Genomic DNA, 25,995 nt, shown 5'->3' on the forward strand with positions numbered 1-25,995 from the left:
GTTACTCTGTATATAATTCCAGCTCTGAGCGAACCTTTTCGGGCGGCCTCAAATCGATCCTCACCTCTTCACCGGAATGCACTTTACGCAAGCCTTCGAGCAAGATCACGTCACCCTCGCTCAATCCCTCTTTAACGATAAACAGATGCGGTAAATTGGCTTCGATCTTGATCAGTCTTTGCTCCAATTTATTTTCTTTGTTGATGACGTAGACATAACTTTTATCCATGACTTCGAATACCGCTTTTTGCGGGATAAGCAAAGCGTTTTTGTACGGCTTTGCCATGAGGATCGTACCCGTCTCACCATGCCTGAGCAGTTTGTCCGGATTAGAGAACGTGGCACGGAATTCGATATTTCCGGATGTATTATCAAAATCGGCCTCAATGGTTTCAATGACGCCGGTTTGGTTGTAGATTTGACCGTTGGCCATCCTGAGCTGTACTTGATTACTGCGATCATCGTTGTTTTTATGCGTTTTATAATCCAGATATTCGGATTCCGGGACGTTGAAATATACCCACAATTCACTGATGTCGGAAAGCGTCGTCAATAAATCCCCTTCATCGAGAAGGCTGCCCTTTCTGACTTTCAAATGATCCATAATCCCATCGAAAGGCGCATTGATGTCGGTAAAGCCCAAGTGGGTTTCCGACAGCTTCACTTCCGCGTTGGCCTTGTCCAATTTTGCTTTTGCCAGGGCCAGCTCATTGGCTGATACGATATTTTTATCTGCCAAACCTTTAGTGTTGAGGTATTCGATATTCATGGTGTTCGCTTCGGCTTTTGCTTTTAAAAGCTCTGCCTGATAGATGTTGGGCATGATCTTGAACATGGGCTGTCCCTTATGCACCAATTGCCCTTCATCCACAAAGATATTTTGCAAATATCCCCTTTCCAATGCCCTGACTTCGATATGTCTAATAGCATGAATCTGACAAACATATTCTTTCGTGACAGAAGTGTCTTCACGAAATGGTGTGGTTGCCTCCAGTTTAGGGGCCTCTTCCTGCTTTTCGGTTTCCGCTGGATGGCACCCACTTAATAGAGTGGCGACTAAACATAGAAATAGAGATGATTTAGTAATCATTTTTTATGGTCCTTAGCAGGCTGTTGAAATTTAAAAATCTTTCCCACTCAGGGCGGTAAAAATCACATTTTTAATAGAACTATGGGCGTAAGTCATTGATTGTTCGTTGTCGTCAAACAGTTTTCATGACCTAAAGCGGCATTTTCGGGAAATTTTTCCCACCGATTTCTATTTTTCAACAGCCTGTTAAGGGGTATCCGCTTAGTTTTACTGGCCACAATTGACTCGGTCTTTTGAACTAAAAGGCAAGTTATATGCCACATAAGAACTTTTGCTGTTTGCCAGCAAGAAAAACCAGAGATCGCGGCCGGAAGCTATGTGAAGGTAGAGCAGCAAGGGGAGTTGATTCCCCCTTAGGAGGTTGAAAACAACCCTTGAATAAATGACAGGCGGAGGCATACGCAACGGTAACCGATGCCGAAGGCATCATTGCCCAGGAATCGCCTCCAAAAATGGGAAGTAACCTTTACCACTATCGGTATCCAATCACTTCGTTGTTGATCGCTGGTGGAGAAAGGTTGACTGCGCCCGTGCCATCAAGGGTTTAGAAGAGCGGGTTAAGGTCGAAATTGATTTCTCGAATGTTTGGCCATCACCATTAGCCGAACAATTTATTCCACCGGAGCAGAGCGAAAAGCCGCGCAGGCTGATGAACTTAAACGTTGAGCGAACAATTTGTGATCGATAGCCGCCGCTGTGAAATGCGCAAGGACCGGCAGAAAGTGGCCGTTCGCGTTTGTACCAATCAATTTCGTTGAATGATTGCCTGAATTGCTGGTGCTTGCGCCCTTCAAGACCCCAACGCGGTGTTTGGATTTTCGCTCGGGCCGGCCATTCTTTTTTCCGCCAGCAAGCGCTGCAACTCGACTTTACGCGCGTTCATCTGGGTTTCGCGATATTCGTTGATATCCCGGCGCCACCAGTCCTCCTTGATGTCGTGCCGAGGCGCCAGCCTGTCGATGCTGAGCAAATCGTAAATATTCACCCACTCGCCTTCGACCCGAATCGCCAGGTTAGGGTTGAAGATGTAAGCACCGCGCATGACCCGGTAAAACAGTTTGCGATTGTATTTGTCGTCCTTGTCGACTTCGTTTTTGGCCAGAATCGCGGATAAATACGCCCTTTGCTTGCGGCGCTCCGGCAAAATTCCGGGCGGAATGTGTTGGATGGCATCGATGAATTCCTGTGTGCCGAAACCTTCGAGCCGATAAACCATTTTTCTCGGCATCACCCGGTAAAACAGCGCGATCATCAGATTCAACAGGAAGAATTCCATGCTGGATTTGTCGAGCTTGATCAGCCGGTGCTCGACCTGAATGCTCATGCTGGTCGGTTCCAGCAAGTCGTAGATCGCGGCCAGCTTCTTTTTCGCATAGGCGTCGCTGCGGTCGGCCTGCGCGAGCGCGATTTGGAACGCGGTCAGGCCGTTGCCGTCGACTTTTTCGGTGTCGGCGCCCTGATCGCACATGGCCTTGACGACGTCCGCGTTGCCGGTCCAGGCGGCGACCATCAGCGGCGTTTGATTGAAAACATTGCGGAAATCCGGGCCGTATTGATCGGTCTGCTTCAGCACCGCGTCGGGTTTCTTGAACTGATAGGCGCCGTAATGCTTCTGTTCGAGCATTTGCAGGCCTTTGTCCGGCTGTTTGGCGGGCTTGAAATCGGCATGCAACAACACATTCAAAATATTCAGGTCTTCATGCACCAGCGCATATTCGAACAGTGTCATCTTGGCGTTTTTATCGTTGGTCTCCAGCGCTTTCCGCTTCAGTTCGGATAAGGCCTCGCCGGTCAGCACTTGCCAGGGCGGCGTCTTCTGCTTCAGAATTTCGCTGCGGATGCGGTCGGCCTGTTCCTGTTTGCCTTGCAGCTCAAGCTTGTGCGCTTCTTGCCGCCAGGCGTCCAGGCTCGAATTTTGGCTGGCCAGTTCCAAGGTCGTGCGTACCTCTCTGAGGTCGAGCAGGTCGAGCAGCGGCTGCCGGGCGTTGCTTTCGATCCAGTACAGATTTTTGATCGCACGGGTCAGCGCGACATACAGAGCGTTGATATAAAACTTGTAAACTTCCAGAGACTTGTCGGTTTTGTCCTTGCCGCGCGCGTATTTGAGGTCTTGCTCGAGATCCGCGTGGCTGACGCCCTTGCTGATTTCGCGGTAACGGCTTTCTTCCAGCGTCAAAAAGTTGTAGAGGATGATGTTTTCATACTCCAGCCCTTTCGCCTCCTGAATCGTAAACACCAGCGGCGTACTGAAATGCCGGGCGGCTTCCGGTTTTTGTTCGGCGTTCATCACGATCACCGCGAACAACGTCGACGTGCGGGTCTTTTTGTCCAGTTCCTGGCGAATGCCGGCGGAGTCTTCCAGCAACAGCACTTCGCCCTGGGTGTGACCGTTGCTCTTGACCAGATAATGGCTTTCCTTGTCGATCGAGCCGAAGCGCTGGTTTTTGATCTTCAAGATCCGGTTCGCAATCTCGGTGACTTGCGGCGAGTTGCGGTAGTTGGTGTTCAGAATCCGAATCAAATCGCCTTCGCTGCGCAAATCGTCCTGCCGGTAGAACAGGCTTTTGACTTTCGACCAGGAAAAGAAATTCGGATGTACGATTTGATTCGAATCGCCGCACAGAATGAAGTCCTGCGGCCGGCGCAGCGATTTCAGGATCAGATACAGTTGAATGTTGGTCAAGTCCTGTACTTCGTCGACGATCACGAAATCGTAGCGCGTCGTGTTGTGCGGCAGGTAGCGGTGGCTGACGATATTGCCGTCGTACAGTTTTTGCTCGGCCAAAAACGCCAGATATTTCTCGAATACGTCGTAGACCGCCTCGCGTTCCTCGGCCAGAAAAATCGATTCCTTGACGCCGAGCGCCAGATAATCGGCGCGGCCGAGCCAGCTTTTGTCGGTGGCGGGGCCGGTAATCACTCCGCGGAATTCCTCGAACAGCTTGTGCGCATCCTTCAAGGGGCCGCCGTGGCGCTGGCGGCCGAACCAGGCTTGAAAGGCTTGAAAACTGACCGGTCTGCCGTCCGGCACCTCGATGCTTTCGAGAAACTCCTGAAACGACAAAAAATCGACCTGTTGGTCGGCGTTTTCGTAGCCGTGCGCGTAATACAAATCGCGCGAATTTTTGACCAGGTAGGCCGACTGCGTGACATACAGCACGTCGCCGACCGCCTGCTTCATTTTTTCGAGCGTCAGCGCGGTCTTGCCGCTGCCCGCCGAACCGATGATCACCAGCGGCGGTTGCAGTTGGTAAATCGCCTGCTGGCTGTCGTCGAACGAAATGATCTTGTCGAGCAGATTGAACGAGGCGTGGTTCGGATTCAGATAGGCCAGCGGCGCCCCCTCGATTTGGCCGGCGTCGCCAAGCGTCGGAATCTTGCTTTCATCTATCGACGCCGCCCGGCGCAGAAAGCGCGAGTCTTGATAGGCGTGATTCTTGATAAACTCCAGAATCAGCGCATAAGCCTGACGCTGATGCCGGTAAACCGCAAACAACAGCCGGTCGCTTTGATTCAGCCGGGCCCGGTACAGATTGTCGCCGACTTTTTTGACATCGGCCGATTTGAAGTCATCGGCTTCGAGATATTTGACCAGTTTGGCAAAGCCGGGAATCTGTTTGGGGTTGAGTTCGTTGTAAAGAAGAATCCGCATTGAAAATTAACTCATGGTTTTCTAATTTGTCTTACCGTGACATACCCGGTCAATGCGCCCCAAAGCAGCATATAAATGCCGAGCAGGATCACTTCCGGGGTAAAGCTGTTCACGTTCCGATAGTAGTCGAAAATATCATCGCCCAATACCAACGCCAGAATGATCAACACCGAGCTTTTGAAGCGGATCACATGCTCATAGAGCACGCCGATGCCGAGGATCATGAAGCCAATCAAAAAACGGATGCCGATATGACTCAGCATTTCCAGCGTCAGCATGTCCAGTTTGAATGCGGCGGCCAGAAAGTAAAGCAGGATCAGTCCAATAAATAAAATAAAGCCGATGAGTTTCATTTTGTTGCGTTTGTATTATGGTTTGTTGATCAATTTCAAGCCCGGCGGCAGCGCTTCGCCGAATATCTGCTGTTCTTCTTTTTCATCGAGTTCCTTGTAGGTTTCGACCAGGTCGATCCAGGCGGCCGGCGCCTTCGTGAGCCTGAGTTTTTCGATGACCTGTTTGCGCGCCTCGTCCTCGACATCGCGGGCACGGTCGCCGCTCATTCGGGCGATCAGGGTCGCCGCGAAGCCGGCCTGCGGGATTTTTTTCCAGTCGGCCTCCGCGATTTGCCGCAGCCACAGGCCCGCCGTTTCAGGCGGAATCACATTATGGCTGCTGCCGTGGAACGGCATTCGGGCGCCGATGCGGCCGACCGCCCACCAGGTCTGCGGCGATTCGCCGGGTTTTTGCAGGCGGTTCAAGAGCCAGCCGCCGAGCTGGATCTTTTTCGCGACCGGCAGGCGTTCGAGCACCGCCGCGAGGCGCACGATGTCATCGAAGCTGCGCGCCTTCAGCTGCTTGGCGACGCCGGCCTGCCGCGCGGCGGCCGGATTGATGTATTTGGCGATGTCCTCAAAAATCTGTTCCTGCGCGGCTTCGTTGAGTCCTCCGGCGATGCGCCGCCACAAGGTCCACCATTCGGCCCAGTTCTGGATTTCGTTGACGAACTGGATGCCGTGCGGATACAGCTTCCAGAGCTGCTCGACGCGCCAGTCGTCGAGCGCGAAGCCGAAACCGGGGCGCAGGCAGAAGCCGGTCAGGCTGAGCCAGACGCGTTCATGATGTTCCGAGCGCCGGCGAAACTTGGCGCCCTCGAGCAATTCGGCGAACAGCGCGCGCAGCAGCGGCGTCGTCCATGCATCGCGGGCTTCGCCGAGGATTTTTTCGAGGTCGGTGCGCAGGCTTTTGACCGCCTTCGGATCGACCGCTTTCGATTTCGAGCCGAACACGGCCTGGATTTGCTCGATCGCCTTGCCGAATTGCGGCGGCAGCGACACATCCCCTGGCACGGCCGAGGGGCCTTTCGCGCGAATCTGAAATTCGACATTCCAGCGCCGCCTGTTGTCATCCACCGAGACGCATTCGATTTTCAAGGTGCCGATCTCGGTCTGGGTGACCGCTAACTCGACGACAACCTCGCCGCCTTGCCCGCTGTCTTCGCTCTCGAAGGCGGCCGCGAGCGGCGGCAAGGAATGAAAGTGCTCGCTGATGTCGGCAATGTCGCCGGGCTTGTACGGCGTATCGCCGGACATCGAACACAGATGGAAGCGTACCGGCATGCCGAGACGCAGCGCGAAGCGGCGGTCCTTCAGGATCACTTCCTCGCCTTCCTCGCTGCCTTTCGGCAGGATGCAGACTCCCTGCTGCTCTGCTTTCGATCCGGTGTCGATCAGCAGGAAATAGCTGCGCGCGGCGCCGCCGCCGATCTTGAGCTTTTTCTCGCGCCGGGCCAGCGCATAGCTGACCGCGCCGAAGGCGACCGCGAGTTCGGGATGGCGGTTTTCGAGAACGGTCAGCTTGCCGTCGTTCCATGATTTGCATAAATCCTCGATACGCCGGTTCAGGGTCTGGCTGCGAAACACGCCGCCGTTGACCAAGAGGGCATCGGGCGCGCTGCCCTGGCCTTGCGTGGCTTCGCGCGCGGCGCCTTCATGCAGTTTCAGGAAAGCGGCGATATGTTTGCTGACCGCGGGTTCGGCCGCATAGGGCAGGCCGAATTCGACGACGCCGCTGCGCTTGCGGTCGGGCAGGTCGCCGCGTCCGGACAAGGGGAAGAAACCGTCCAGTGCGATCGACCGCACTTCTTCGCGGCCGAGGGTTGCGGCCCGGGTTCCGCCGATCAGTTTTGAGCCGCCGCCGAGCAGCGTCACGTTGACCTGTTCGGGCGCGTCGTCGGCCAACAGGCGTTCCTTCGCGATCCGGCATTGTTCGAGCAAGTGCGACAATTCGGCCGCGGACAGGCGCTGTTCGCCGCGGAGCAGGCGGCTTTCGGCCAGGTGAGCGAGCGCCAGGTCGATATTGTCGCCGCCGAGCATCAGATGGTCGCCGACGCCGATCCGGGTCAGTTTCGGTTCGGCGCCGCCGTGTTCGACCTTGATCAGGGTCAGGTCGGTGGTGCCGCCGCCGACATCGCAGATCAAGAGCAGATGCACGTCCTCGAGCAGTTCGCCGATGTTGCCGGCATTGCGCCTGAGCCAGTCGTAGCAAACTGCTTGCGGTTCTTCGAGCAGGCGGACCTGCGGCAGACCGGCGCGGCGCGCGGCTTCCAGGGTCAGGGAGCGCGCCGCTTCGTCGAACGAGGCCGGCACCGTGATCACGATGTCCTGCTCCGCGAGCGGCGCGTCCTTGAAGCGGTGCCCCCAGACCTTGCGCACGTGCGCAAGGTAACTCGCGCTGGCATCGATCGGCGACACCTTGCTCACGTCTTCGTCGCCGCCCCAGGGCAGGATCTCGGCGCCGTGATCGACCGAGGGATGCGATAGCCAGCTTTTCGCGCTCGCGACCAGGCGGCCCTTGGTCTTGGCGCCGAGCACGCGCGCGGCTTCGCCGATCACCGCGCTGCCTGCTTCCTCGCCGAACACGATGTCCGCTTCGGCCAGTTCGCCAGCGGCCGGATGATAACGCACCGAGGGCAGCAAGGTTCTGGCCGCGACCTGGCCCGGCGCGGTCAATTGTTCGATCTCGAAGATCCGGATGTCGACCGGCGTTTCGCCGATTTTCGCGTAAGCGACCACGGTATGCGTCGTGCCGAGATCGATGCCGACGAGGTATTGGGGAGAAGACTTTTGCACGTTGCTTTTGTTATTGTAATGGTATGCCAAAGTGAGGCAGGGCGCGCATCGCGTACCCTGCCGAAAACCGGTTATTTTAAACTATTATTCCGGCCCCGATCAGCCAATCTCCCTTTCAAAATAATCGAAATCACTAAAATCCCTTGAAAATAAAAATGAATTTTACCGGTCGGTTCTTTGTTTAGCCGGGATTCAGGTTATAATATGCGCCCCATGGGGTTCTCGATAATCACCCTGAGCGCAGTCATTGATACATTGGAGGCTTTGAGCATCATTTCATCTCGCGGGTTATTTCTTTGGGAACATAGTCTTAGCGATGTTTAATGATTTCGACAATATGACGCAAAAGCTTTATATTCAAACCAACGGTTGCCAGATGAACGAGTACGATTCCGACAAGATGCGGGACGTGCTGCATGCTTCACATGGTTTTGAATTGACCGACGATCCGAAACAGGCGGACGTCTTGTTGTTGAATACCTGCTCGATCCGCGAAAAGGCCCAGGAAAAAGTATTTTCCGCGCTGGGCCGTTGGCGCATCCTGAAAGAAAAGCGCCCCGATGTCGTAATCGGCGTCGGCGGCTGCGTGGCCAGCCAGGAGGGCGATGCGATCCAAAAGCGCGCGCCGTTCGTCGATATCGTGTTCGGCCCGCAAACCCTGCATCGCCTGCCGCAATTGCTCGACCAGGCGCGCGGCAAGCGCAAGCCGGTCGTCGACATCTCCTTCCCCGAAATCGAAAAATTCGATGCGCTGCCCGAGCCGCGCGCCGACGGTCCCAAGGCGTTTGTTTCGGTGATGGAAGGCTGCAGCAAATACTGCTCGTTCTGCGTGGTGCCCTATACCCGCGGCGAGGAAATCAGCCGTCCGCTCGACGACGTGATTGCCGAAATCACGGCCCTGGCCAAACAGGGCGTGCGCGAAGTCAATCTGCTCGGCCAGAACGTGAATGCCTACCGCGGCGCGATGGAAGACGGCGACATTGCCGATTTCGCGTTGCTGCTGCATCACGTGGCCGCGATCGACGGCATCGGCAGGATTCGTTTCACCACCTCGCACCCGGTCGAATTTACCGACAGCCTGATCGAGGCTTTCGCGGAGATTCCGGCTTTGGTCGATCATTTGCATCTGCCGGTGCAATCGGGCAGCGACCACATCCTGAAGATGATGAAACGCGGTCATACCCGCGCCGACTATATCGAAAAGATCCGGAAACTCAGGGACGTGCGCCCGAATATCTATCTGTCTTCCGATTTCATCATCGGTTTTCCGGGCGAGAGCGAGCAGGATTTCGAGGATACCCTGGCGCTGGTCGACGAGATCGGCTTCGACCTGTCGTTCAGCTTCATCTACAGCGCGCGCCCCGGTACGCCGGCGGCGGATCTGCCCGACGATGTGCCGATCGAAGTCAAAAAGCAGCGCCTGGAACGCTTCCAGAATCGGATCAACGAAAATGCGGCCGCGATTTCGAAAGCGATGATCAACACCGTGCAGACGGTGCTGGTCGAAGGCAAATCGAAAAACAATCCCTTGCAGATGCAGGGGCGCACCGAGAACAACCGGGTCGTCAATTTCATCGCGCATCCGCGCCTGGCAGGGCAGTTTGTCGATGTGCTGATTACCGAGGCACTGCCGAACTCGCTCAGAGGCCGGGTCGTTGATTCCAGTATCGATAAAATCGTCGCCAACAGCTGATCTACCATCCATGACATCCCAGGAACTGCTCCTGATGCCGGCCGACAACGTCCGGCTCGCCAATTTATGCGGCCAGCTCGATCAGCATTTGCGCCAGATCGAGGCGCGCCTGCAAGTCGAAATTTCGAATCGCGGCAATCAATTCCAGGTGACCGGTGTCGAATCCTCGGTCAAGGCCGCCTGCGCGCTGGTACAAAAACTGTTTGAAACCACCGAAAAGGAAGTGCTGACTTCCGAGGCGATCCATCTGGCGATGCAGGATGCCTCGATCGATGCGATCCTGGCGGCGCCTGAGGAGCCGAGCCAGCCGGTCGTCGCGATCAAGACCAAGCGCGGCCTGATTCGGGGCCGGGGCGCGAATCAGCAGGATTATCTCCGGAAGATCGTGACCCACGACATCAATTTCGGCGTCGGCCCCGCCGGCACCGGCAAGACTTATCTCGCGGTCGCCTGTGCGATCGAGGCCTTGTTGAACGAGAAGGTCAGCAAGATCATCCTGGTGCGGCCGGCGGTCGAGGCGGGCGAAAAGCTCGGCTTTTTGCCGGGCGACATGGCGCAGAAGGTCGATCCTTATCTGCGCCCCTTGTATGATGCGTTGTACGAGATGCTCGGCTTCGAGCGCGTCGAAAAAATGATGGAGCGCGGCATCATCGAGGTGGCGCCGCTCGCGTTCATGCGCGGACGCACCCTGAACGATGCGTTCATCATCCTGGACGAAGCGCAAAACACCACCACCGAACAGATCAAGATGTTTTTGACCCGGGTCGGCTTCGGCTCGACCGCGGTGGTGACCGGCGATTTGACCCAGATCGATTTGCCTTCCGAAAAAATGTCCGGCCTCAGGCAAGTGCTGGACGTGTTGAAGGATGTCGAAGGCATCAGTTTTACTTATTTCGGCGTTCGCGATGTGGTCCGGCATCCTTTGGTGCAGCGCATCGTTTCCGCCTATGAGGCCTATGATAAAATTGCCAAAGCGCCCAAGTCATAAAGTCGACATTCAGCGCGTCTTCAAATCGCCGGGTCAGCCGGACCGCCGGCAGATCGTCAAGTGGATCGCTACGGCCCTGGAGGAAAGCGGCCAGTCCTATGCCTGCGTGATTCGTATCGTCGATGAAGCCGAAAGCGCCGAGCTGAACCTGCACTACCGGCACAAGCCAGGCCCCACCAATGTGCTGAGCTTTCCGTTCGAATGGCCGGAAGGTCTGGACGAGGACGAAGGCGGGGAAGCCACTCTGCTCGGCGACCTGGTCATTTGCGCGCCGGTCGTCGAGCGGGAGGCACTAGAGCAGCGCAAACCGCTTTTGGATCACTGGGCGCACATGATCATCCACGGCCTTTTGCATTTATTGGGCTATGATCATATTGAAGAGAGTGATGCCGAAGAAATGGAAACCAAAGAAATCGCGATTCTAAAAAAATTGCACATCGAAAACCCTTATATAGAGGTCATACACGAATGAGTGAAGGGCAGCCCCCGAGTAGGCACTCCTCGCAGAAAAGCTGGATCGAAAAAATCGGCCAGCTGCTGACCGGGGAGCCTCAGGACCTGGACGATCTGCTGGAAATTCTCCGCGACGCCAGGGAAAATCACTTACTCGATACCGACGCCCTGAGCATGATCGAAGGCGCCTTGCAGGTATCGCAAATGCGGGTCAGGGACATCATGATTCCGCGCGTACAGATGGTCGTGGTGCCGAAGGATGCGGAACTCGACACCTTGTTTCCGCTGGTCACCCAATTCGGCCATTCGCGTTATCCGGTCATCGAAGAAGACCGCAGCAAGGTGGTCGGCATCTTGCTGGTCAAGGACCTGTTCGCGCATTCGCTCGCCAACAAGCAGTTGAAAGTCGAGCAAATCATGCGCCCGGTGATTCTGGTGCCGGAGAGCAAGCGTCTGAATGTGTTGTTGAAAGAACTGCGCACCAAAGGCAATCACATGGCGATCGTGGTCGATGAATACGGCCAGGCGGCCGGTCTGGTCACGATCGAGGACGTGCTGGAGCAGATCGTCGGCGAGATCGAGGACGAACACGACGAGCAGGACGACGAGAGCTACATCCTGCAGCGCAATGAAAAGGAATTCATGATCAAGGCGCTGACGCCGATCGAGGAATTCGACGACTATTTCCATACGCATCTGGCGACCGACGAATACGATACCGTCGGCGGCTTCATCGTGAACGAACTCGAACACATGCCGAAGAAGGGCGAGAGCCTGACCGTCGATAATCTGCGCTTTGAAGTGGTCAGGGCCGATACCCGGCGCGTGCACCTGCTCAAGCTGAAGATTCTGGATTGAGTCGGGGCGACGCAGTCGCCCCTGCAACACATTATCTCTGCTGCGGCTCGCTTATAACAGGTCCAATAGCAGGAACAGCACGACAGCCAATCCCAAGCCGCTATGGATCACGCCGGCAATGCTGGTATAAGGTCCCATCTTGCCCGCCGCAGGCAGCTTTTTGACGATGTCGAAGCGTTTCAGCGCCAGATAAGCACCGTTATATTCGAGCAGCAGAATGATCACGACCGCGATGATGAACGGCAGAAATTTGAAAGTCAGGTGCGGGTAATGCGAGGAGGCAGCCATGAAGTACAACATCGGAATCGAGAACAGCGCATTGGTTCTTGATGCCAGGCCTGCCGCCGCCAGCGCTTCCGCTGCGTTCGGCAAGGCCGCTCCGCCTTGTGCGACCTGTTTGGCCGAGGCGATCACGATTTTTTGATTAGGCCAGATGATCAGCCAGACATTTGTGAACATCAGGATGCCGAGCAGGGCGCCGATAGAAATGTCCATCGACGAGATTCGGCCGGCGCTGACCGCGAACATGCCCAGGCCGGTCAACAGGGTCAAAACCGCGCCCCAGCGAAACCACCAGAGTGCGCGCGGCGCCAGTTTTTGTAAGGCATCCGCCTTGGCGGAGGCGTCGGCTTCCTTGAAATATTCGGTTTGCACGAAGTTGAAATAATACAGCAATCCGATCCAGGTGATGCCGCCCAATAAATGCCCCCACCGCAAAAGCATTTCGATTCCGGCGCTTGTCGTAACGATGCCCATAGTCACTCCTCTCTTAAATAATTATTCGTTATTGATTATTGGTTGAATGTACGTGATCTTGATGTCGTACGGGTAGATATTGGACAGGAAAGGCAGAAAAAGTCAAGGAAATGATCGGACGCGGCAGCGCGCGAGGTGTCAGGGCGGGTAAGGGGCGCGAAGGGATAGCGCCGCAACACAAGGGATGCGTTTTCAGCGGGCAATAAAAAGCCCGCATAAAGCGGGCGTGTTGAGCATTTTATTTTTATTTTTTTTAATTGCCGTTGTACCGAGTTGTGGTCTGTACAACTTTACTCAAGCAGGTTAACTTATTTTATTATTGTTATCAGCATAGCTTAACTCAGCTATTCTCCTCCGCCGGTTGATTAACCAGTCTTGCTCTCTGAGAGCGGGGCTATTCTAAATCGATTGAAAACGCCTTGTCCACCAAAAAAATGATTTTTTTTCAAAAAATCATTTTTTACGTAAAAAACTTTTAAAAAACATGGTGTTGTGGTTTTTGTGCGGAATCTGCAAAGGGGATGCATCGGTTCGAAATGCGGCTACGATTCGGATTGATTGTCATTCAAAGCCCGTTTTTCGGCAGTCGAATGGTCAAACCGAAAATCGCAGCGCTACCTCAACGCGCTTCCCTGGCCTTCCTGTCTTCCTCGATGAAAAAGTTCAAGCGCTCGCTCAAAATCGAAGACAAATAAAAATTCAAGCCTTTCGATTTTTGCGCCAGGCGGATTTGGGTGATCGCATCGCGGGTTTGGCCCATCGCGTAGTAATATTCGGCAAAATAGCGGTGCGACTCGGCCGGCTGGTGCAGTTTGCCGTAGGTTTCGGCCAGCATCTGATAATAAACCGGCAGTTTCTGGGTGTTTGCGCTCAGCGAGAACAAGGTTTTTCTGGCTTTTTCGGCTTGATCGGTTTTGAGCAGCGAGGTGATATATTCGAGCTTGATCGCCTCATTTTCGGGAAATTGGCGGCTCAGTTTTTCATAAAGCGCCAGTGCCTTGCCGAATTGGCGCTGTTCGAGCGCGGTGCGTGCCAGGGCGGCGCCGTACTGTGATTGGGCCGGAAAATCGCTCGCCAGTTTCTGAAAAATAGGCTCCGCCTCGGTAAATTTTTGCTGCGCCAAGGCGGTCAGGCCGAGTCCGTAGGTCGCTACGGTGCGTTGCTCGTCGGTGCCCTGGTTCAGGCGGCTAGCAAAGTATTTCCGGGTCTCGCCGGGGTCGGTGCCGGCCATGACTCGAAGTTTGGCCCGAATCAGCTGGTATCCCAGCGAGTCAGGGTATTGTTTGTAAGGGTATTGGTCGGCGCGCCCGCGCGAGTCGGAAATCCGCGAGGCGGTGACCGGGTGGGTGCGCAAAAATTCGGGTATGTTCTGGCCGTAATAGCGGGTCGATTGCTGCAGGCGTTCAAAGAAAGTCGGCATGCTGCGCGGGTCGAATTGCGATTCGGAGAGAATATGCATGCCGACCCGGTCGGCTTCTTCCTCGTTTTCACGGGTGAAGTCGATCTGAAACTGGATGCTGCCGGCCTGAATCGCGATCAGTGCGGCCTGGCCGAGTTGCGGCGCCTGCGTGCCGAGCAGGATCGCGGCCAGGGTCGCGGCGGCGGTCGGCAGCGATAGCCGCCCGGCCGCTTCGGCGGCGCGGTACAAATGGCGCTGGGTTACGTGCGCAATTTCGTGCGCCATGACCGAGGCCAGTTCGCTTTCGGCTTCGGTGATCAGAATCAGGCCGGAATTGACGCCGACATAGCCGCCGGGTCCCGCGAACGCGTTCACGTCATTTTCCAGCACCACAAAAAAATGAAACGGATAGCCGGGCAGATCGCTGACCGTGACCAGCTTTTGGCCGATCGACTGAATGAATTGCTGGATTTCCGGGTCCTGATTGATCGTGATTTGCGAATTCAGGCTGCGGAAAAATGCCGCGCCGAGCTGTTGTTCCTCTGCCGGCGTGATCAGCGTGCCGGACGAGTCGCCCATGTCGGGCAGTTCGATTTTGCTGATGTCATCAGCGGCGTGGGGTAAGGGAGGGAAGACAGTCAGGCTTAAGGCCAGGGCCAACAGGGCGGTTTTTTGCATTAACAAGCGGATGGCTGGGTTTGAGGGAGGGTTTACTGGCGATCTGAGTCGCCGCTATTGTAGCGCAAAGATACCCAATTTGACCTCTGCCTGCGAAAATCGTTGCATCGACAAGCGGATGACTCATCCGGCGCGAAATTCGGTAAAATAGGCGTTTTTCATTTATTCAGACGATAGATCATGCGCACGACTCAATTCCCGCTCAACACCGTAAAAGAAACTCCCGTGGACGCCGTCGTGGCGAGCCATCAATTGATGATCCGGGCCGGGCTGATCCGCAAACTGGCCGCTGGTTTATATACCTGGCTGCCTCTGGGGTTGAGAGTCCTGCGCAAGGTCGAGAAAATTACCCGCGAAGAAATGGAGAGGGCGGGCGCCCTGGAAGTGTTGATGCCGGCCTTGCAGCCGGCCGAATTGTGGCAGGAAACCGGGCGCTGGGAAAAATACGGCCCGGAACTTGCCCGCCTGAAAGACCGGCACGAGCGCGACTTCTGCCTGGGGCCGACGCATGAAGAAATCATCACCGATCTGGCGCGCAACGAGATCAAGAGCTACAAGCAGCTGCCGATCACCTATTATCAGATTCAGACCAAGTTCCGCGACGAGATCCGCCCGCGCTTCGGCGTCATGCGTTCGCGCGAATTCGTGATGAAGGATGCCTATTCGTTCCATATGGACCAGGAATCGCTGCAGGAAACTTATCAGGTGATGCATGGGGCCTACACCGAGATCTTCAACCGCTTCGGTTTGAAATTCCGCGCGGTGATGGCCGATTCCGGCGCGATCGGCGGCGCGGTCTCGCACGAGTTTCACGTGTTGGCCGATTCGGGCGAAGATGCGATCGCGTTTTCGACCAGCAGCGATTATGCGGCCAACATCGAGCAGGCGGAAGCTTTGCCGCCTAAATCCCCCGCAGCCTTCCCAACGGAAGCCTTGGAGAAAATAGCGACCCCCGGCCAAAAATCGATTGCCGAAGTCAGCGCGTTTTTAAACGTCGCGCCGGACAAAATCCTGAAGACGATCGCAGTGATGCGTCAAGTTCGGAATGATCGGAACGAGGAAATCGATGTCTTCTGCCTGCTGTTTTTACGCGGCGATCATGAGCTGAATGAAGTCAAGGCGCGCAAGGTATTGGGGGATTTTCGTTTCGCCCACGACGAAGAAATCGAACAACATCTGGGTTGCCGCGCCGGCTACATTGGTCCTGTATTGAAGGATTCGGGCAAGTCCGTGCAATGGTGGGCCGATCATTCGGCGATGCATCTGAGCGATTTTGTCTGTGGCGCCAACGAAGCAGGCTTCCACTACAAAGGCGCCAACTGGGAAAGGGATTTTCTCTCAACGTCGATTGCGGATACTTCGGGACATGTCGCCGATATCCGTAATGTCGTCGAAGGCGATCCGAGCCCTGACGGCCAGGGCACGTTGAAGATCGCGCGCGGCATCGAGGTCGGGCACATCTTCCAGTTGGGCACCCGCTACAGCGAGTCGATGAAGGCGGCGGTGATCAACGAAGGCGGCAAGAATCACACGATGATCATGGGCTGTTACGGCATCGGCATTTCGCGCGTCGTCGCGGCCGCGATCGAGCAGAATCACGACGACAAAGGCATCATCTGGCCGGCCAGCCTGGCGCCGTTCCAGGTCGCGCTGTGCCCGATGAACATGCACAAATCCGAACGCCTGAGGGCCGTCGCGGAACAACTGTACCAGGACCTGCTTGCCGCCGGCATCGATGTGTTGTTCGACGACCGCAAGGTGCGCGCCGGCTTCATGTTCTCCGACATGGAATTGATCGGCATCCCGCACTGCATCGTGGTCGGCGACCGCGGCCTCGACACCGGCACGGTCGAATACAAGGCCAGAACGGCGAGCGAGAATCAGGAAGTTCCGATGGCGGAATTGATCGATTTTCTGAAAGCCAAGCTCGCTTAAGCGGGCCTCGGCGATTACGAAACGGGCGGATATTCCGCCCGTTTGTTTTGCTGGAGCTTACTGTGCGGCTTTGAGATGGGTTACCGCGGCTTCGGCATGTTGGGTCGCTTCGGGAGCATGGCCCAGATTGCCGTGATTGATCGCTTCCTCGAGTTCGGCGGCGCCGGCTTCCAGATGCTCTTTTTGCAGCCCCTTATCGACGATCGCGCCGGCGAGCGCATGTTCCAGCGCCGCACTGGCATGCTCGACCAGCACTTTCGGATGGCCGGCCTTGCCGTGTTCGACGGCGGCTTGGGCATGTTCGAGTGCGGCGGCGGCATGTTCCTCGGCAAAGGCGGTCGAACAGGCGAATAACAAGACAGCGGCGCTGGCGGTTATTATTTTTTTCATGATCGTTTTCCTCTTCATTGTTCTAGGTGATCGATCCTGTCTTCAATGAACGCGGCCGATGATTTATATCGAGAGCTGCGATCAGAAGATCAGGATCGAGGCTTTTTCAATAATATTGGAATTCAACTTCAGTGTGTTGCTGAACGCAACACCGCTATTAGATCATAAAAGCTTGTCTCGGTTCATCTGAAATTTGCAACGATAACAGAACGTTAACATAAGAATAGATTGATAAAGACCGACTTTTAATTTTTCCGCATCAATTTAAGCGTGCTTTCCGGCAGATTGCCGGTATTTGCATCTTCGAGGTACAGGCGGGCGTCTTCGTGCACCGCGGTCATGAACTGGATCAACTGCATTTCATACTGGATCTTTTGCTCGTAGTCCTCGGCTTCCCACATGCTATGCAGCAGATGCTTGGCATGGTGGTGGATGGTCAACGCGACCGATTCGGGCAAATGCGTATAGCTGTTCTGGATCGACTTTTTCAATTGATCGAGCGAGTCGAGATAGTGCTGATAATCCTTGATATCCTGCTTGCAGCGGGTTTTGTACATCAACAGTTCCGCATCGTGCCGGGTTTTTAGCAGGGCGATCTCGTGCTCCAGCTGCACGCTGTGCTTTTTCAGCTCGGTTTCGAGCGCTTTTTCGGCCAGGATGCGTTGTTGCCGCAATTGTGCCAGCTCGGCCTGATTGTCGCGGCGCCATCGCAGATTACGGTCCTTGATCGAGTGCCAAAGATCGACGAGGCCGAGCAGCCATTTCGATAAGTTATGCATGCTCGCGGTGGGTGAGGATCGTTTGTTGCAGCGCAATCAGGCCTTCGATATTCGCCTGCCGGCGATAAGCGCGATTTTGCCGGCGCCAGGTTTTGAATAGGTCTGCCGAAACCTGTGCTTTGATCGCGGCGAGGTCGCTGTCGATCGCCTTGGCCAGCGAGCGACTGTGTGTCCGGTTGTTCGCCTGGGTCAGCCGTCGCATTTTGGCTTCGAGGAAATAACGGGTTTGCAGCCGGCGGTGAAAAAATAGCCCGCGCTCCCGGTCGAGTTTTCCCTGAACGAACCAGAGTCGGCGCTGCCGGCGTTCGATACCGGAAAAATAACGACGGATTGCGCACAGGATGTGTTTGCCGGCGAGCAGCAACAGAGCGGCGAACAGCAGGGCGAACGAGGCGAGCAAAGATAATGCCCCGAGTGGATAAAAAGCTTGGGTGAGATAGGCAAGAAGCGGCAGCGCGGAAAACGCTTCCGCGGCCAAAAACAGCGCCAGCGCGGCGATGAAGAGAGACAAGGCGATTTTGATCATAGGATTTGGCGATAAATGAGTCGAAAAATGCTTATGCCAAAACTCCCTTTATGATTTTGCCGCTCCCATGCAGGAGAGGCTAACGCCGCTCCTGCATGGGTTTGCATGCAAGGGTTGATCAATACACGTCGCGGACGTAGCGCTTGTCCTTTTTCAGCTGGTTCACATAGTCGACAGCCTGCTGTTCGCTCATTTTTCCGTGTTCGGCGATCACGTCATGCAACGCCTTGTCGACGTCCTTCGCCATCCGGTAGGCGTCGCCGCAGACGAAGAAATAGCCGCCCTGTTCGAGCCAGGCGAACAATTCGGCGCCGTTTTCGCGCATCCTGTCCTGTACATAGATTTTTTCGGCCTGGTCGCGCGAAAATGCCAGATCGAGGCGGGTTAAGAGGCCGCTGGCCTGCATCGCTTCGATTTCGTCGCGGTACATGAAATCGGTCGCGGCATTGCGGTCGCCGAAGAACAGCCAGTTTTTGCCGGAAGCCTTCCGGTATTCCCTTTCCTGCAGGAAGGCGCGGAACGGCGCGAGGCCGGTGCCGGGGCCGACCATGATCATCGGCAGGCTGTTGTCGTCCGGCACCCGGAACACCTTGTTCGGGGTGAAGAAGCAGCGCACTTCGGTCGTGTCATCGACCAGATCGGCCAGGAAGGTCGAACAGACGCCCTTATGCTGGCGGTCGAAGCTCTCGTAACGCACGCTGGCGACGGTCAGATGCACCGAGTCGGGATATTTCTTGCCGCTCGACGAGATCGAATAGGCGCGATGCTGCAACGGTTTCAACAATTCGATGAACTCGGCGGCGGAAAATTCGCAGCCGGGATTCTGCCGCAGCAAATCCAGCGTGTCGCGCCCCCATAAATAATCGGCCAGCTTGTCCTTGTCGCCGGATTGGAGGATCGCATTCAATTCCTTGTTGCCGGAGCGACTGGCGATTTCCTCGATCAGCTCCTTGCTCGGCGTCTTGATTTCGAACTGGGTGCGCAAGGCCTCGGAGAAGGGCATCAGTTCGCCGTGGACAAATTCACTTTCATCTCCGTTGCAGCCGATGGCATCAACGATATCCTTAATCAGCTCCGGACAGTTGGTCGGCACCACGCAAAGGGCGTCGCCGGCCTCATAGGTCATCCCGGAGCCCGCGATCGAAATCTCGTAATGACGGGTTTCCTTAGAGGATGACGGCGCGGTCACCCAGCGGTTGACCAGCATCTTGGCCGGGAACGGATTCTTCCGGTTGTATTGCGATTTTTCGGCTGGCGCTTCGGCCTCGACGACCGTCGCGGTCGTGCTGCCGCCGGACATGAACGGAATGACCGCCTTGATCCAGGCTTCGGCGGGCTCTTCGAAATCGACATCGCAGTCGGTGCGTTCATAAATGCGCTGCGCGCCGAGTGCCGCGAGCCGTTCGTCCCAGTCCTTGCCGGCCTGGCAGAACAGATCGTAGCTGGTATCGCCGAGCGCGAGCACCGAGTATTGCAGTTTTTCGAGCCGCGGCATCGCATCGCTTTTGACCGCATCCCAGAGCATCTGCGCATTGTCCGGCATTTCGCCTTCGCCGTAAGTGCTGGTGATCACCAAGAGATACTCCATCCCGGCCAGCGCATCCGCTTCGATCTCGTCCATGCCTTTGACGACCGGCTTGAGGCCGTGCGCCTTGGCGATGCCGGCGGCGTCGTTCGCGACCGATTCGGCCGTGCCGGTCTGGCTGCCGTACAGGATGTTGATCACGCGGCTGGCGGTTTGTTGGGCGGCGCCTGCGCTCTGGATCATGTGCGTGTGCATGCCGGCAAAAAAGCCGCTGAGCCAGGCGCGCTGGCTTTCGCTATAGGGACCGTCGAAAGGAATTTGCGGTGTTTTCATTTCCGTTTAAATGTTGAATCAATAAAAATCTGAGTCCCCCCGGAAGCCGGGGGGACGCAACGCGATGCGACTGCGGGTGAGATCAGGCCGTTTGTTCGTTCAACATGCCCTGCACGATGCCGAGGCCCGCGAGACTGGCCAGGTATTCCTCGATCGAAGGAATGCCGGCGAGCGCCGCCTTGTTGACCTGGTCCTGTTCGATGATCCAGGCGGTGGAGCCGATCGAATAAATGCTTTGCACCGAGCGGTTGATCAGCGCGGTCTTATAGTCGTTCAGACGCTTGTCCGCCAGCAGCCAGGCCAGTTGCTCGTCCGTATAATTGCTGTAGGCTTCGCGGGTGGTCTTGACCAGCGTATCCTGCAATTTGCGCGGACGCTCGACGATCAGCTTGCGCGCGGCCTGTTCGACCCGGCCTTGGCTGCGCTGCGATTCGGGCAGATGCTTCAGCAGATCCTGCGCGACCTGCTGCGCCTTTTCGAGCACCATGAAGCTGTTGACCAGCTTGAAGGTCAGTGCGGTGTCGGTCGCGCCGTAGGCCGGAATCGCGCCGCCGAACAGCGGGCTGGCGTTCCGATAGGCTTCGCTGACCTGCTCGATTTGCCGGCGCGCCAGTTCGATCGACAATTCCTCGATCATTTCCTTGCGGTCCAGCGCTTTTTGCAGGTCCTTCGCCGACTGCGTCTTGTTCAGCCACAAAGGCAGCGCGAACTTGAAATGCTCGCGTTCGTTCGCCCAGTTGTCCAGCAGCTTTTTCGCCTTGCTCGAATTCGCATAATCCGCATGCTGTTCGAGCATCGCCAACACGAACTGTTCATGCGCGCGTGCGGTGTCGCTGTCTTCGTTCAGGCGGCGCAGTTCGACCGACGACTTGTCGTACAGGTTTTCGAGCCGGTTTTCCGGATCGTACTGGTAGGCGTTGCCGCCGGACATGCCGTTGCAGAAACCCTTGCCGAAGCCGCCGATGTTCAGTACCGCGCCGTTGGTCATGTATTCGCAGGCGAAATCGCCGACGCCTTCGACGACCGCCATGGCGCCGGAGTTGCGCACCGCGAAGCGGTCGCCGGCCTCGCCGTTGATGAAGGCTTTGCCGCCGGTCGCGCCGAACAGGGCAAAGTTGCCGATCAAGACATTGTTGCCGGGCGTCTTGACGCCGCCGCCGGGCGATTCGACGATCAACAGGCCGCCGCACATCGACTTGCCGACGCCGTCGTTGCAGGTGCCGAGATGCTCCATGCGCATGCCGTCGTTCAGGAAGGCCGCATAGCTTTGGCCGGCCGAACCCGTGGTGCGGATCACCACGCTGTCGGGCGCCAGATATCGGCGGCCTTCGGCCCGGTGGCCCTTGCCGAGGTTCAGATAGATCGGTTGGGTCTTCGCGATCTGCTCGTCGGACAATTGATAGGCCAACATCCGCTCGATGTCGATCGCGGTCTGGCCGCCGACGGTCTTGTGCCGGTTGTTCAGCTTGAACTCGCCGCCTTCGATCACGACTTGCGTTTGACCTTTCTCGATCAGCTCCGCCTTGACCTTGTTGATGATCTTGTCGTCGATGCCGAAGTTCGCTTCGAGGTATATCGGTTTGGCGATCTTGACCACGTCGGCATAGGCCAGCATCTTGGTCAGATCGACCTGGCCGATCAAGGACGGATGCTCGATCAGATGCAGTAAGTCGGTCTGGCCGCGGATTTCCGCCAGGCTCTTGTAGCCCAGGACGGCCAGGATTTCGCGGACTTCGTGCGCCAGATTCATCAGGTATTGCGCCAATACGCGCGGATCGCCCTTGAATTCTTCGTGCGCGGTGGTGAGTCCCGCCGGACACTTGATGTTGCAGTTTTTCGCCATCACGCAGCGCAGCATCATCAAGGCGGTGGTGCCGAATTCGAACGAATCCGCGCCCAGGATCGCCGACTTGACGACGTCGAGGCCGCTTTGATGCGCGCCGCTGCAACGCAGAATGACCTTGTCGCGCAGGCCGTTCACCGACAGCGCCTGATGCACTTCGGCGATGCCGATTTCGGGCGAGCGGCCGCTGTTTTTCAGGCTGGTCACCGCCGCCGCGCCGGTACCGCCGGTGTTGCCGGCGACGTTGATCACGTCCGCGCCGGCTTTGGCGACGCCGACCGCGATCGTGCCGATGCCTTCGGACGATACCAGCTTGACGCCGACCTTCACGCGTGCGGCTTTCGCATCGTGAATCAACTGACCCAGATCCTCGATCGAATAGGTGTCATGATGCGGCGGCGGGCTGACCAGTTCGACTCGGGGCGTGCCGCCGCGCAGCGCCGCGATCTCAACCGAGACTTTCGGGGCCGGCAATTGGCCGCCTTCGCCCGGTTTTGCGCCTTGCGCGATCTTGATTTCGATCTCGCGCAAATTCGGATCGGCCAGATAGCCGGCCCAGACGCCGAAACGGCCGGAGGCGAACTGCTTGATGTTGCAGGATTTCAGCGTATTGAAACGGCTCGAATGCTCGCCGCCTTCGCCGCAGTTGCTCAAGGAGCCGACGATGTTGAAGCCTTGCGCGACCGCTTCGTGCGCTTCGGCCAACAATGCGCCGTGACTCATCGCGCCGGAAGCGAGGGTCGGGGTGATCTGATGCGCCGGTTGCACTTCCGACAACGCGATCGGATCGCGGGCCGTTTGAATCGTATTCAGGTAATTGGCAAGCAGACTATGCGTGTCGGCCACTTTCAATTTCAGCGCGGTTCTTTCGACCGCGACCGTGAATTCGGTGCCCTCAAAGCGATGCTTGAAGTGCAGAGCCAGTTGCTCCAAGCGCGGTGCGGTGGAGTTTCCGTTCAGGCTGACCGTGAAACTGTCTTCGCCGGTTTTGCAGACGCTGAGGCCGCGAACCAAATAATTGATGTTGCCGCGCAGGTTTTGCTTGCCCAAAATCCGGTCGAAATCGGCCTGGGTTTCGGCGGAGGTCACGTCGGCCGGAAAGTCCATGATGTCGCGCAGCGCCGCCGGACGCGCATCGCGCTCCAGGTACAGATTCTTCGTGAAGCTGCGGTAAGCCGGCGTGATGCCGAAGCCGTCGATCTGTTCGGGCGTACGCTTGGTGTAGCCGAAATCGGTATAGGCCGTGTCGGAGGCTTCCGGCGATTTGTCTTCCGGGATGTACAGGATCGGCTCGTCGGTCATGTTGATGTATTCGCGGACCGCGGTATTGCCGTAGGAGTGGCCGGCGCCGTCCTGACGTTCCTTGAACAGGCCGAGGAACGGGATGTCCTTCTCTTCCTGCACGTTCAGCGCCTTGTGATGCCATTCGGCCGCGCTGGCCGCGATGTCGGCATAGCGCGCGCCGCCGACCGAGGCATGAATGTTAGGGAAGTAAGGCGCCAGTTTCGGCTCTTCGGTGTCGATGTAGTTCGATTCGAAAAACTCGCCGCCGATGTAGCTTTCGGCCGTGCACAGGCCGAATTTGCCCATCGTCTTCATCAACGATTTTTCGACGCCTTTCTGGAACTTGTCCAGCGCTTTCTGATGGTCGGCCGCTACGAAATCGGTGATGACCCGGTTATGTACGCTGAGCGGGCAGATCGCGGACGCACCGAAGCCGAGAATCGTCGCGACATCGTGGGGGCTCGCCGCCTGGCCGGTCTCGGCGATCAACGACGAGTTGAAACGCAGGCCGAGCTTGACCAGGTGCTGGTTTGCGGCGGCGATCATCAAAAGGGAGGGGATCGCGGCCATCTCGCGGCTGATCTTCGCATCGCTCAGGATGATGATGCCGGTATTGCTGCGGGCGGCCTTTTCGACCTGTGAGCAGACGTTCAACAAGGCTTCTTCGAGCGCGTCTTCGTTCTTCTTTGCATCGTTGAAATCGGGCCGGTAGATCATGTCCAGCGTGATCGTGCTGACCTGGGTCTGGCGGCGTATCTGTTCGAGCTGGGTGCGCTGCAGGATCGGCGAGTCGATCACCAATTGCTTGCTGTATTCATCGGAGAAGGTCGGCTTCGCGCCCAGCGCGACGCGGAGCGTCATGCCGTCGCTCTCGCGGATCGAGTCGAGCGGCGGATTGGTCACCTGTGCAAAACGCTGACTGAAATAGCGCGACATGCCGCCTTCGGCGCTCGACAACGCATTCGGCGCGAGGCCGTAGCCCATCGCGGAAACTTTTTCGGCGCCCGCCTGCAGGATCGGGTCGAGCAGGAACTTGAAGCTTTCCTGATTCAGCGAGTAGGCGGTATGGCGCTGGTCGACATTCAATTCGTGGTCGTTGTTCAGTTCGGACAACTCGACCTTCGGCAGATCGGACAAATGCAGGCTGCGCTGTTTCAGCAAGGCCTGGTAGTCCTTTTCCTTCGCGAGCCGCTCCATTACCTGATGGCTATCGTATTTTTCGCCGGTGCTGTGGTCGAAATAAAGCATGCCGCCGGCTTCGATGCGGCCGCGGGTCAACACGTCCTTCGGCGGGAAGTCGATCTGGCCGGCTTCGGACATCACGGCCAGGTATTCCTTTGTTTCGACCGAGCGCAGAGGGCGGAGGCCCAGGCGATCCAGACGCGCGCCGACGCGGACGCCGTCGTTGAAGATCAACGCGGCCGGGCCGTCGTTCTTTTCTTCGTAGAGGCTGAAATATTCGAGCATCGCGCGCACTTCCGGCGACAGGGTGGTGTCGTTTTCCCAGGCCGGCGGCATCATCGCGAGCACCGCAGTCACGATGTCCAGCTCGTCTTCGTTGATCCGGCGGGTCAAGGTCTGGTCCAGGCGGCCGGAATCGGACTGTCCGCAAGGGAAACAGATGTGCTTGTTGTGCTGGCGCGCGATCGCGTTTTCGCTTAAGCGGTTTTTCTTGTCGGTGTTCAACTCGCCGTTGTGCGCCATGTAGCGGAACGGCTGCGCCATCATCGTCGCCGGCGCGGTGTTGGTCGAAAAGCGGGTGTGGAAAAACAGCGTATTGACTTCGTGGTCGGTGTCGTAAAGATCCTTGAAATACGGGATCACCTCGAACGAATTCAGCCGGCCTTTGTAAACCTGGGTGCGCGAACTCATCGACAAGGGATAAAAGCCGTTCAGTTCGGGCCGGGTAAAGCCCTCCTTTTCAAGATCCAGCAACGTGGCCTGAATGTATTTCTCGAATTGATCATGGCTGGCCGCTTGCAAATGTTCCGGGCGGCCGAACACGACCTGCTTGATCGGCTGTTGGGCCTTGACCGCGGCGGCATTCAGGGCCGAATTGTCGACCGGGACGTTGCGCCACAGCAGGATCGGCAGCTTCGCGTTCTGGAAATGGCGCTCGATCAGTTCGGTCGTGACCGAATCGTAATGGTCGTGGTCTTCCGGGAAAAAGAAGTTCGCGACGCCGAACTGGCCCAGTTCCAGGTCATTCAGGCCGGTAATCTTGCGGAAGAATTTCAGCGACAGATCGACGTTCACGCCGGCTCCGTCGCCGACGCCTTCCGCGCTCATGCCGCCCCGGTGAGGGATCGTGCACAAGGCTTCGTGGGTTTTGACTAAAATGTCATGCGTCTGTATGCTTTGCTTATGGGTAATGAAGCCCACGCCGCAGCTGTCCTGCGATAAATCGGCATCATAGAGCAAGGGTTGCTGGTTGTTCATTCGGGAATTGTTTTTCATGGTTCGGCCCGTCCTAATCATGCCGCGCCGGCGGCAATCATTGATCGTTTATTTTCAATGCACGATAGCGTAAGCCGGGCAATAAAACCGGCGCATTGAGTCGTTATGACATTTTTCTTTGCTGATGAATTCATCTAGCGAAACCCGCCAATACTAACAGATTTGTCTGCATTTGTCATTGATTCGATACAGATTTGCAGCGCAGAAGGCCGGACATATAGCCTCGGC

General features: G+C 56.7%; 16 protein-coding genes. 5 read left to right on the forward strand and 11 right to left on the reverse strand.

Annotation, left to right across the window (positions count from 1 at the left end; translation table 11 throughout):
• Window position 1 precedes the first annotated feature (1 nt).
• The 4 genes from ACEPPP_RS17325 to ACEPPP_RS17340 form a co-directional block, all read right to left on the reverse strand.
• Window positions 2-1,090: an efflux RND transporter periplasmic adaptor subunit gene (locus ACEPPP_RS17325; protein WP_374088615.1), complete on the reverse strand. Its 1,089-nt coding sequence runs from the start codon at window positions 1,088-1,090 to the stop codon at window positions 2-4.
• Window positions 1,091-1,880: 790 nt separating this feature from the next.
• A complete protein-coding gene (locus ACEPPP_RS17330) occupies window positions 1,881-4,742 on the reverse strand; it encodes a UvrD-helicase domain-containing protein (RefSeq protein ID WP_374088616.1) in 2,862 nt (953 codons plus the stop codon).
• 11 nt (window positions 4,743-4,753) lie between these two features.
• Entirely contained in the window at window positions 4,754-5,095 is a 342-nt protein-coding gene (locus ACEPPP_RS17335; RefSeq protein WP_374088617.1) for a hypothetical protein, read from the reverse strand.
• A gap of 15 nt (window positions 5,096-5,110) precedes the next feature.
• Window positions 5,111-7,870, reverse strand: a complete 2,760-nt coding sequence (locus ACEPPP_RS17340; protein WP_374088618.1) for an Hsp70 family protein — start codon at window positions 7,868-7,870, stop codon at window positions 5,111-5,113.
• Window positions 7,871-8,207: 337 nt separating this feature from the next.
• Between ACEPPP_RS17340 and miaB the strand changes: the two genes are divergently transcribed.
• Genes miaB through ACEPPP_RS17360 form a run of 4 tightly spaced genes read left to right on the forward strand, consistent with a single transcriptional unit; the run spans window position 8,208 to window position 11,862 of the window.
• The gene (gene miaB, locus ACEPPP_RS17345) at window positions 8,208-9,563 is read left to right on the forward strand and encodes a tRNA (N6-isopentenyl adenosine(37)-C2)-methylthiotransferase MiaB (protein WP_374090939.1); all 1,356 of its coding nucleotides are present in this window, start codon (window positions 8,208-8,210) and stop codon (window positions 9,561-9,563) included.
• 10 nt (window positions 9,564-9,573) lie between these two features.
• Window positions 9,574-10,551: a PhoH family protein gene (locus ACEPPP_RS17350; RefSeq protein ID WP_374088619.1), complete on the forward strand. Its 978-nt coding sequence runs from the start codon at window positions 9,574-9,576 to the stop codon at window positions 10,549-10,551.
• Window positions 10,520-11,023, forward strand: coding sequence for an rRNA maturation RNase YbeY (gene ybeY / locus ACEPPP_RS17355; protein WP_374088620.1), 504 nt, complete (start codon window positions 10,520-10,522; stop codon window positions 11,021-11,023). Before ACEPPP_RS17350 ends, ybeY begins: the two co-directional genes overlap by 32 nt.
• A complete protein-coding gene (locus ACEPPP_RS17360; RefSeq protein ID WP_374088621.1) occupies window positions 11,020-11,862 on the forward strand; it encodes an HlyC/CorC family transporter in 843 nt (280 codons plus the stop codon). Before ybeY ends, ACEPPP_RS17360 begins: the two co-directional genes overlap by 4 nt.
• A 51-nt stretch (window positions 11,863-11,913) precedes the next feature.
• Here the strand turns inward: ACEPPP_RS17360 and ACEPPP_RS17365 are convergent, their stop codons facing one another.
• Window positions 11,914-12,618 (reverse strand): urate hydroxylase PuuD, encoded by a 705-nt coding sequence (locus ACEPPP_RS17365; protein WP_374088622.1) that lies wholly within the window; start codon window positions 12,616-12,618, stop codon window positions 11,914-11,916.
• A gap of 619 nt (window positions 12,619-13,237) precedes the next feature.
• Window positions 13,238-14,695 carry a M48 family metalloprotease gene (locus tag ACEPPP_RS17370; RefSeq protein WP_374088623.1) on the reverse strand — a complete coding sequence of 486 codons (1,458 nt, stop codon included), beginning with the start codon at window positions 14,693-14,695 and terminating at the stop codon, window positions 13,238-13,240.
• Window positions 14,696-14,875: 180 nt separating this feature from the next.
• Here ACEPPP_RS17370 and ACEPPP_RS17375 point away from each other — a divergent pair, with 180 nt between their 5' ends.
• Window positions 14,876-16,630: a proline--tRNA ligase gene (locus ACEPPP_RS17375; RefSeq protein WP_374088624.1), complete on the forward strand. Its 1,755-nt coding sequence runs from the start codon at window positions 14,876-14,878 to the stop codon at window positions 16,628-16,630.
• A 57-nt stretch (window positions 16,631-16,687) separates the two neighbouring features.
• Here ACEPPP_RS17375 and smbP read toward each other — a convergent pair whose 3' ends face one another.
• The 5 genes from smbP to ACEPPP_RS17400 all read right to left on the reverse strand — a co-directional run bounded on the left by smbP (window position 16,688) and on the right by ACEPPP_RS17400 (window position 25,767).
• Window positions 16,688-17,020 (reverse strand): small metal-binding protein SmbP, encoded by a 333-nt coding sequence (gene smbP / locus ACEPPP_RS17380; RefSeq protein WP_374088625.1) that lies wholly within the window; start codon window positions 17,018-17,020, stop codon window positions 16,688-16,690.
• A 245-nt stretch (window positions 17,021-17,265) separates the two neighbouring features.
• The gene (locus tag ACEPPP_RS17385; protein ID WP_374088626.1) at window positions 17,266-17,799 is read right to left on the reverse strand and encodes a hypothetical protein; all 534 of its coding nucleotides are present in this window, start codon (window positions 17,797-17,799) and stop codon (window positions 17,266-17,268) included.
• On the reverse strand, window positions 17,792-18,325 hold the full coding sequence (locus ACEPPP_RS17390; RefSeq protein ID WP_374088627.1) for a hypothetical protein: 534 nt from the start codon (window positions 18,323-18,325) through the stop codon (window positions 17,792-17,794). Before ACEPPP_RS17390 ends, ACEPPP_RS17385 begins: the two co-directional genes overlap by 8 nt.
• 118 nt (window positions 18,326-18,443) lie before the next feature.
• Window positions 18,444-20,183 carry a sulfite reductase subunit alpha gene (locus ACEPPP_RS17395; RefSeq protein ID WP_374088628.1) on the reverse strand — a complete coding sequence of 580 codons (1,740 nt, stop codon included), beginning with the start codon at window positions 20,181-20,183 and terminating at the stop codon, window positions 18,444-18,446.
• 82 nt (window positions 20,184-20,265) lie between these two features.
• Window positions 20,266-25,767, reverse strand: a complete 5,502-nt coding sequence (locus tag ACEPPP_RS17400) for a glutamate synthase-related protein (RefSeq protein ID WP_374088629.1) — start codon at window positions 25,765-25,767, stop codon at window positions 20,266-20,268.
• Window positions 25,768-25,995: the final 228 nt, after the last annotated feature.

The sequence above is a fragment of the Methylomicrobium lacus genome (assembly GCF_041897535.1).
Taxonomy (GTDB): Bacteria; Pseudomonadota; Gammaproteobacteria; order Methylococcales; family Methylomonadaceae; genus Methylomicrobium; species Methylomicrobium lacus_A.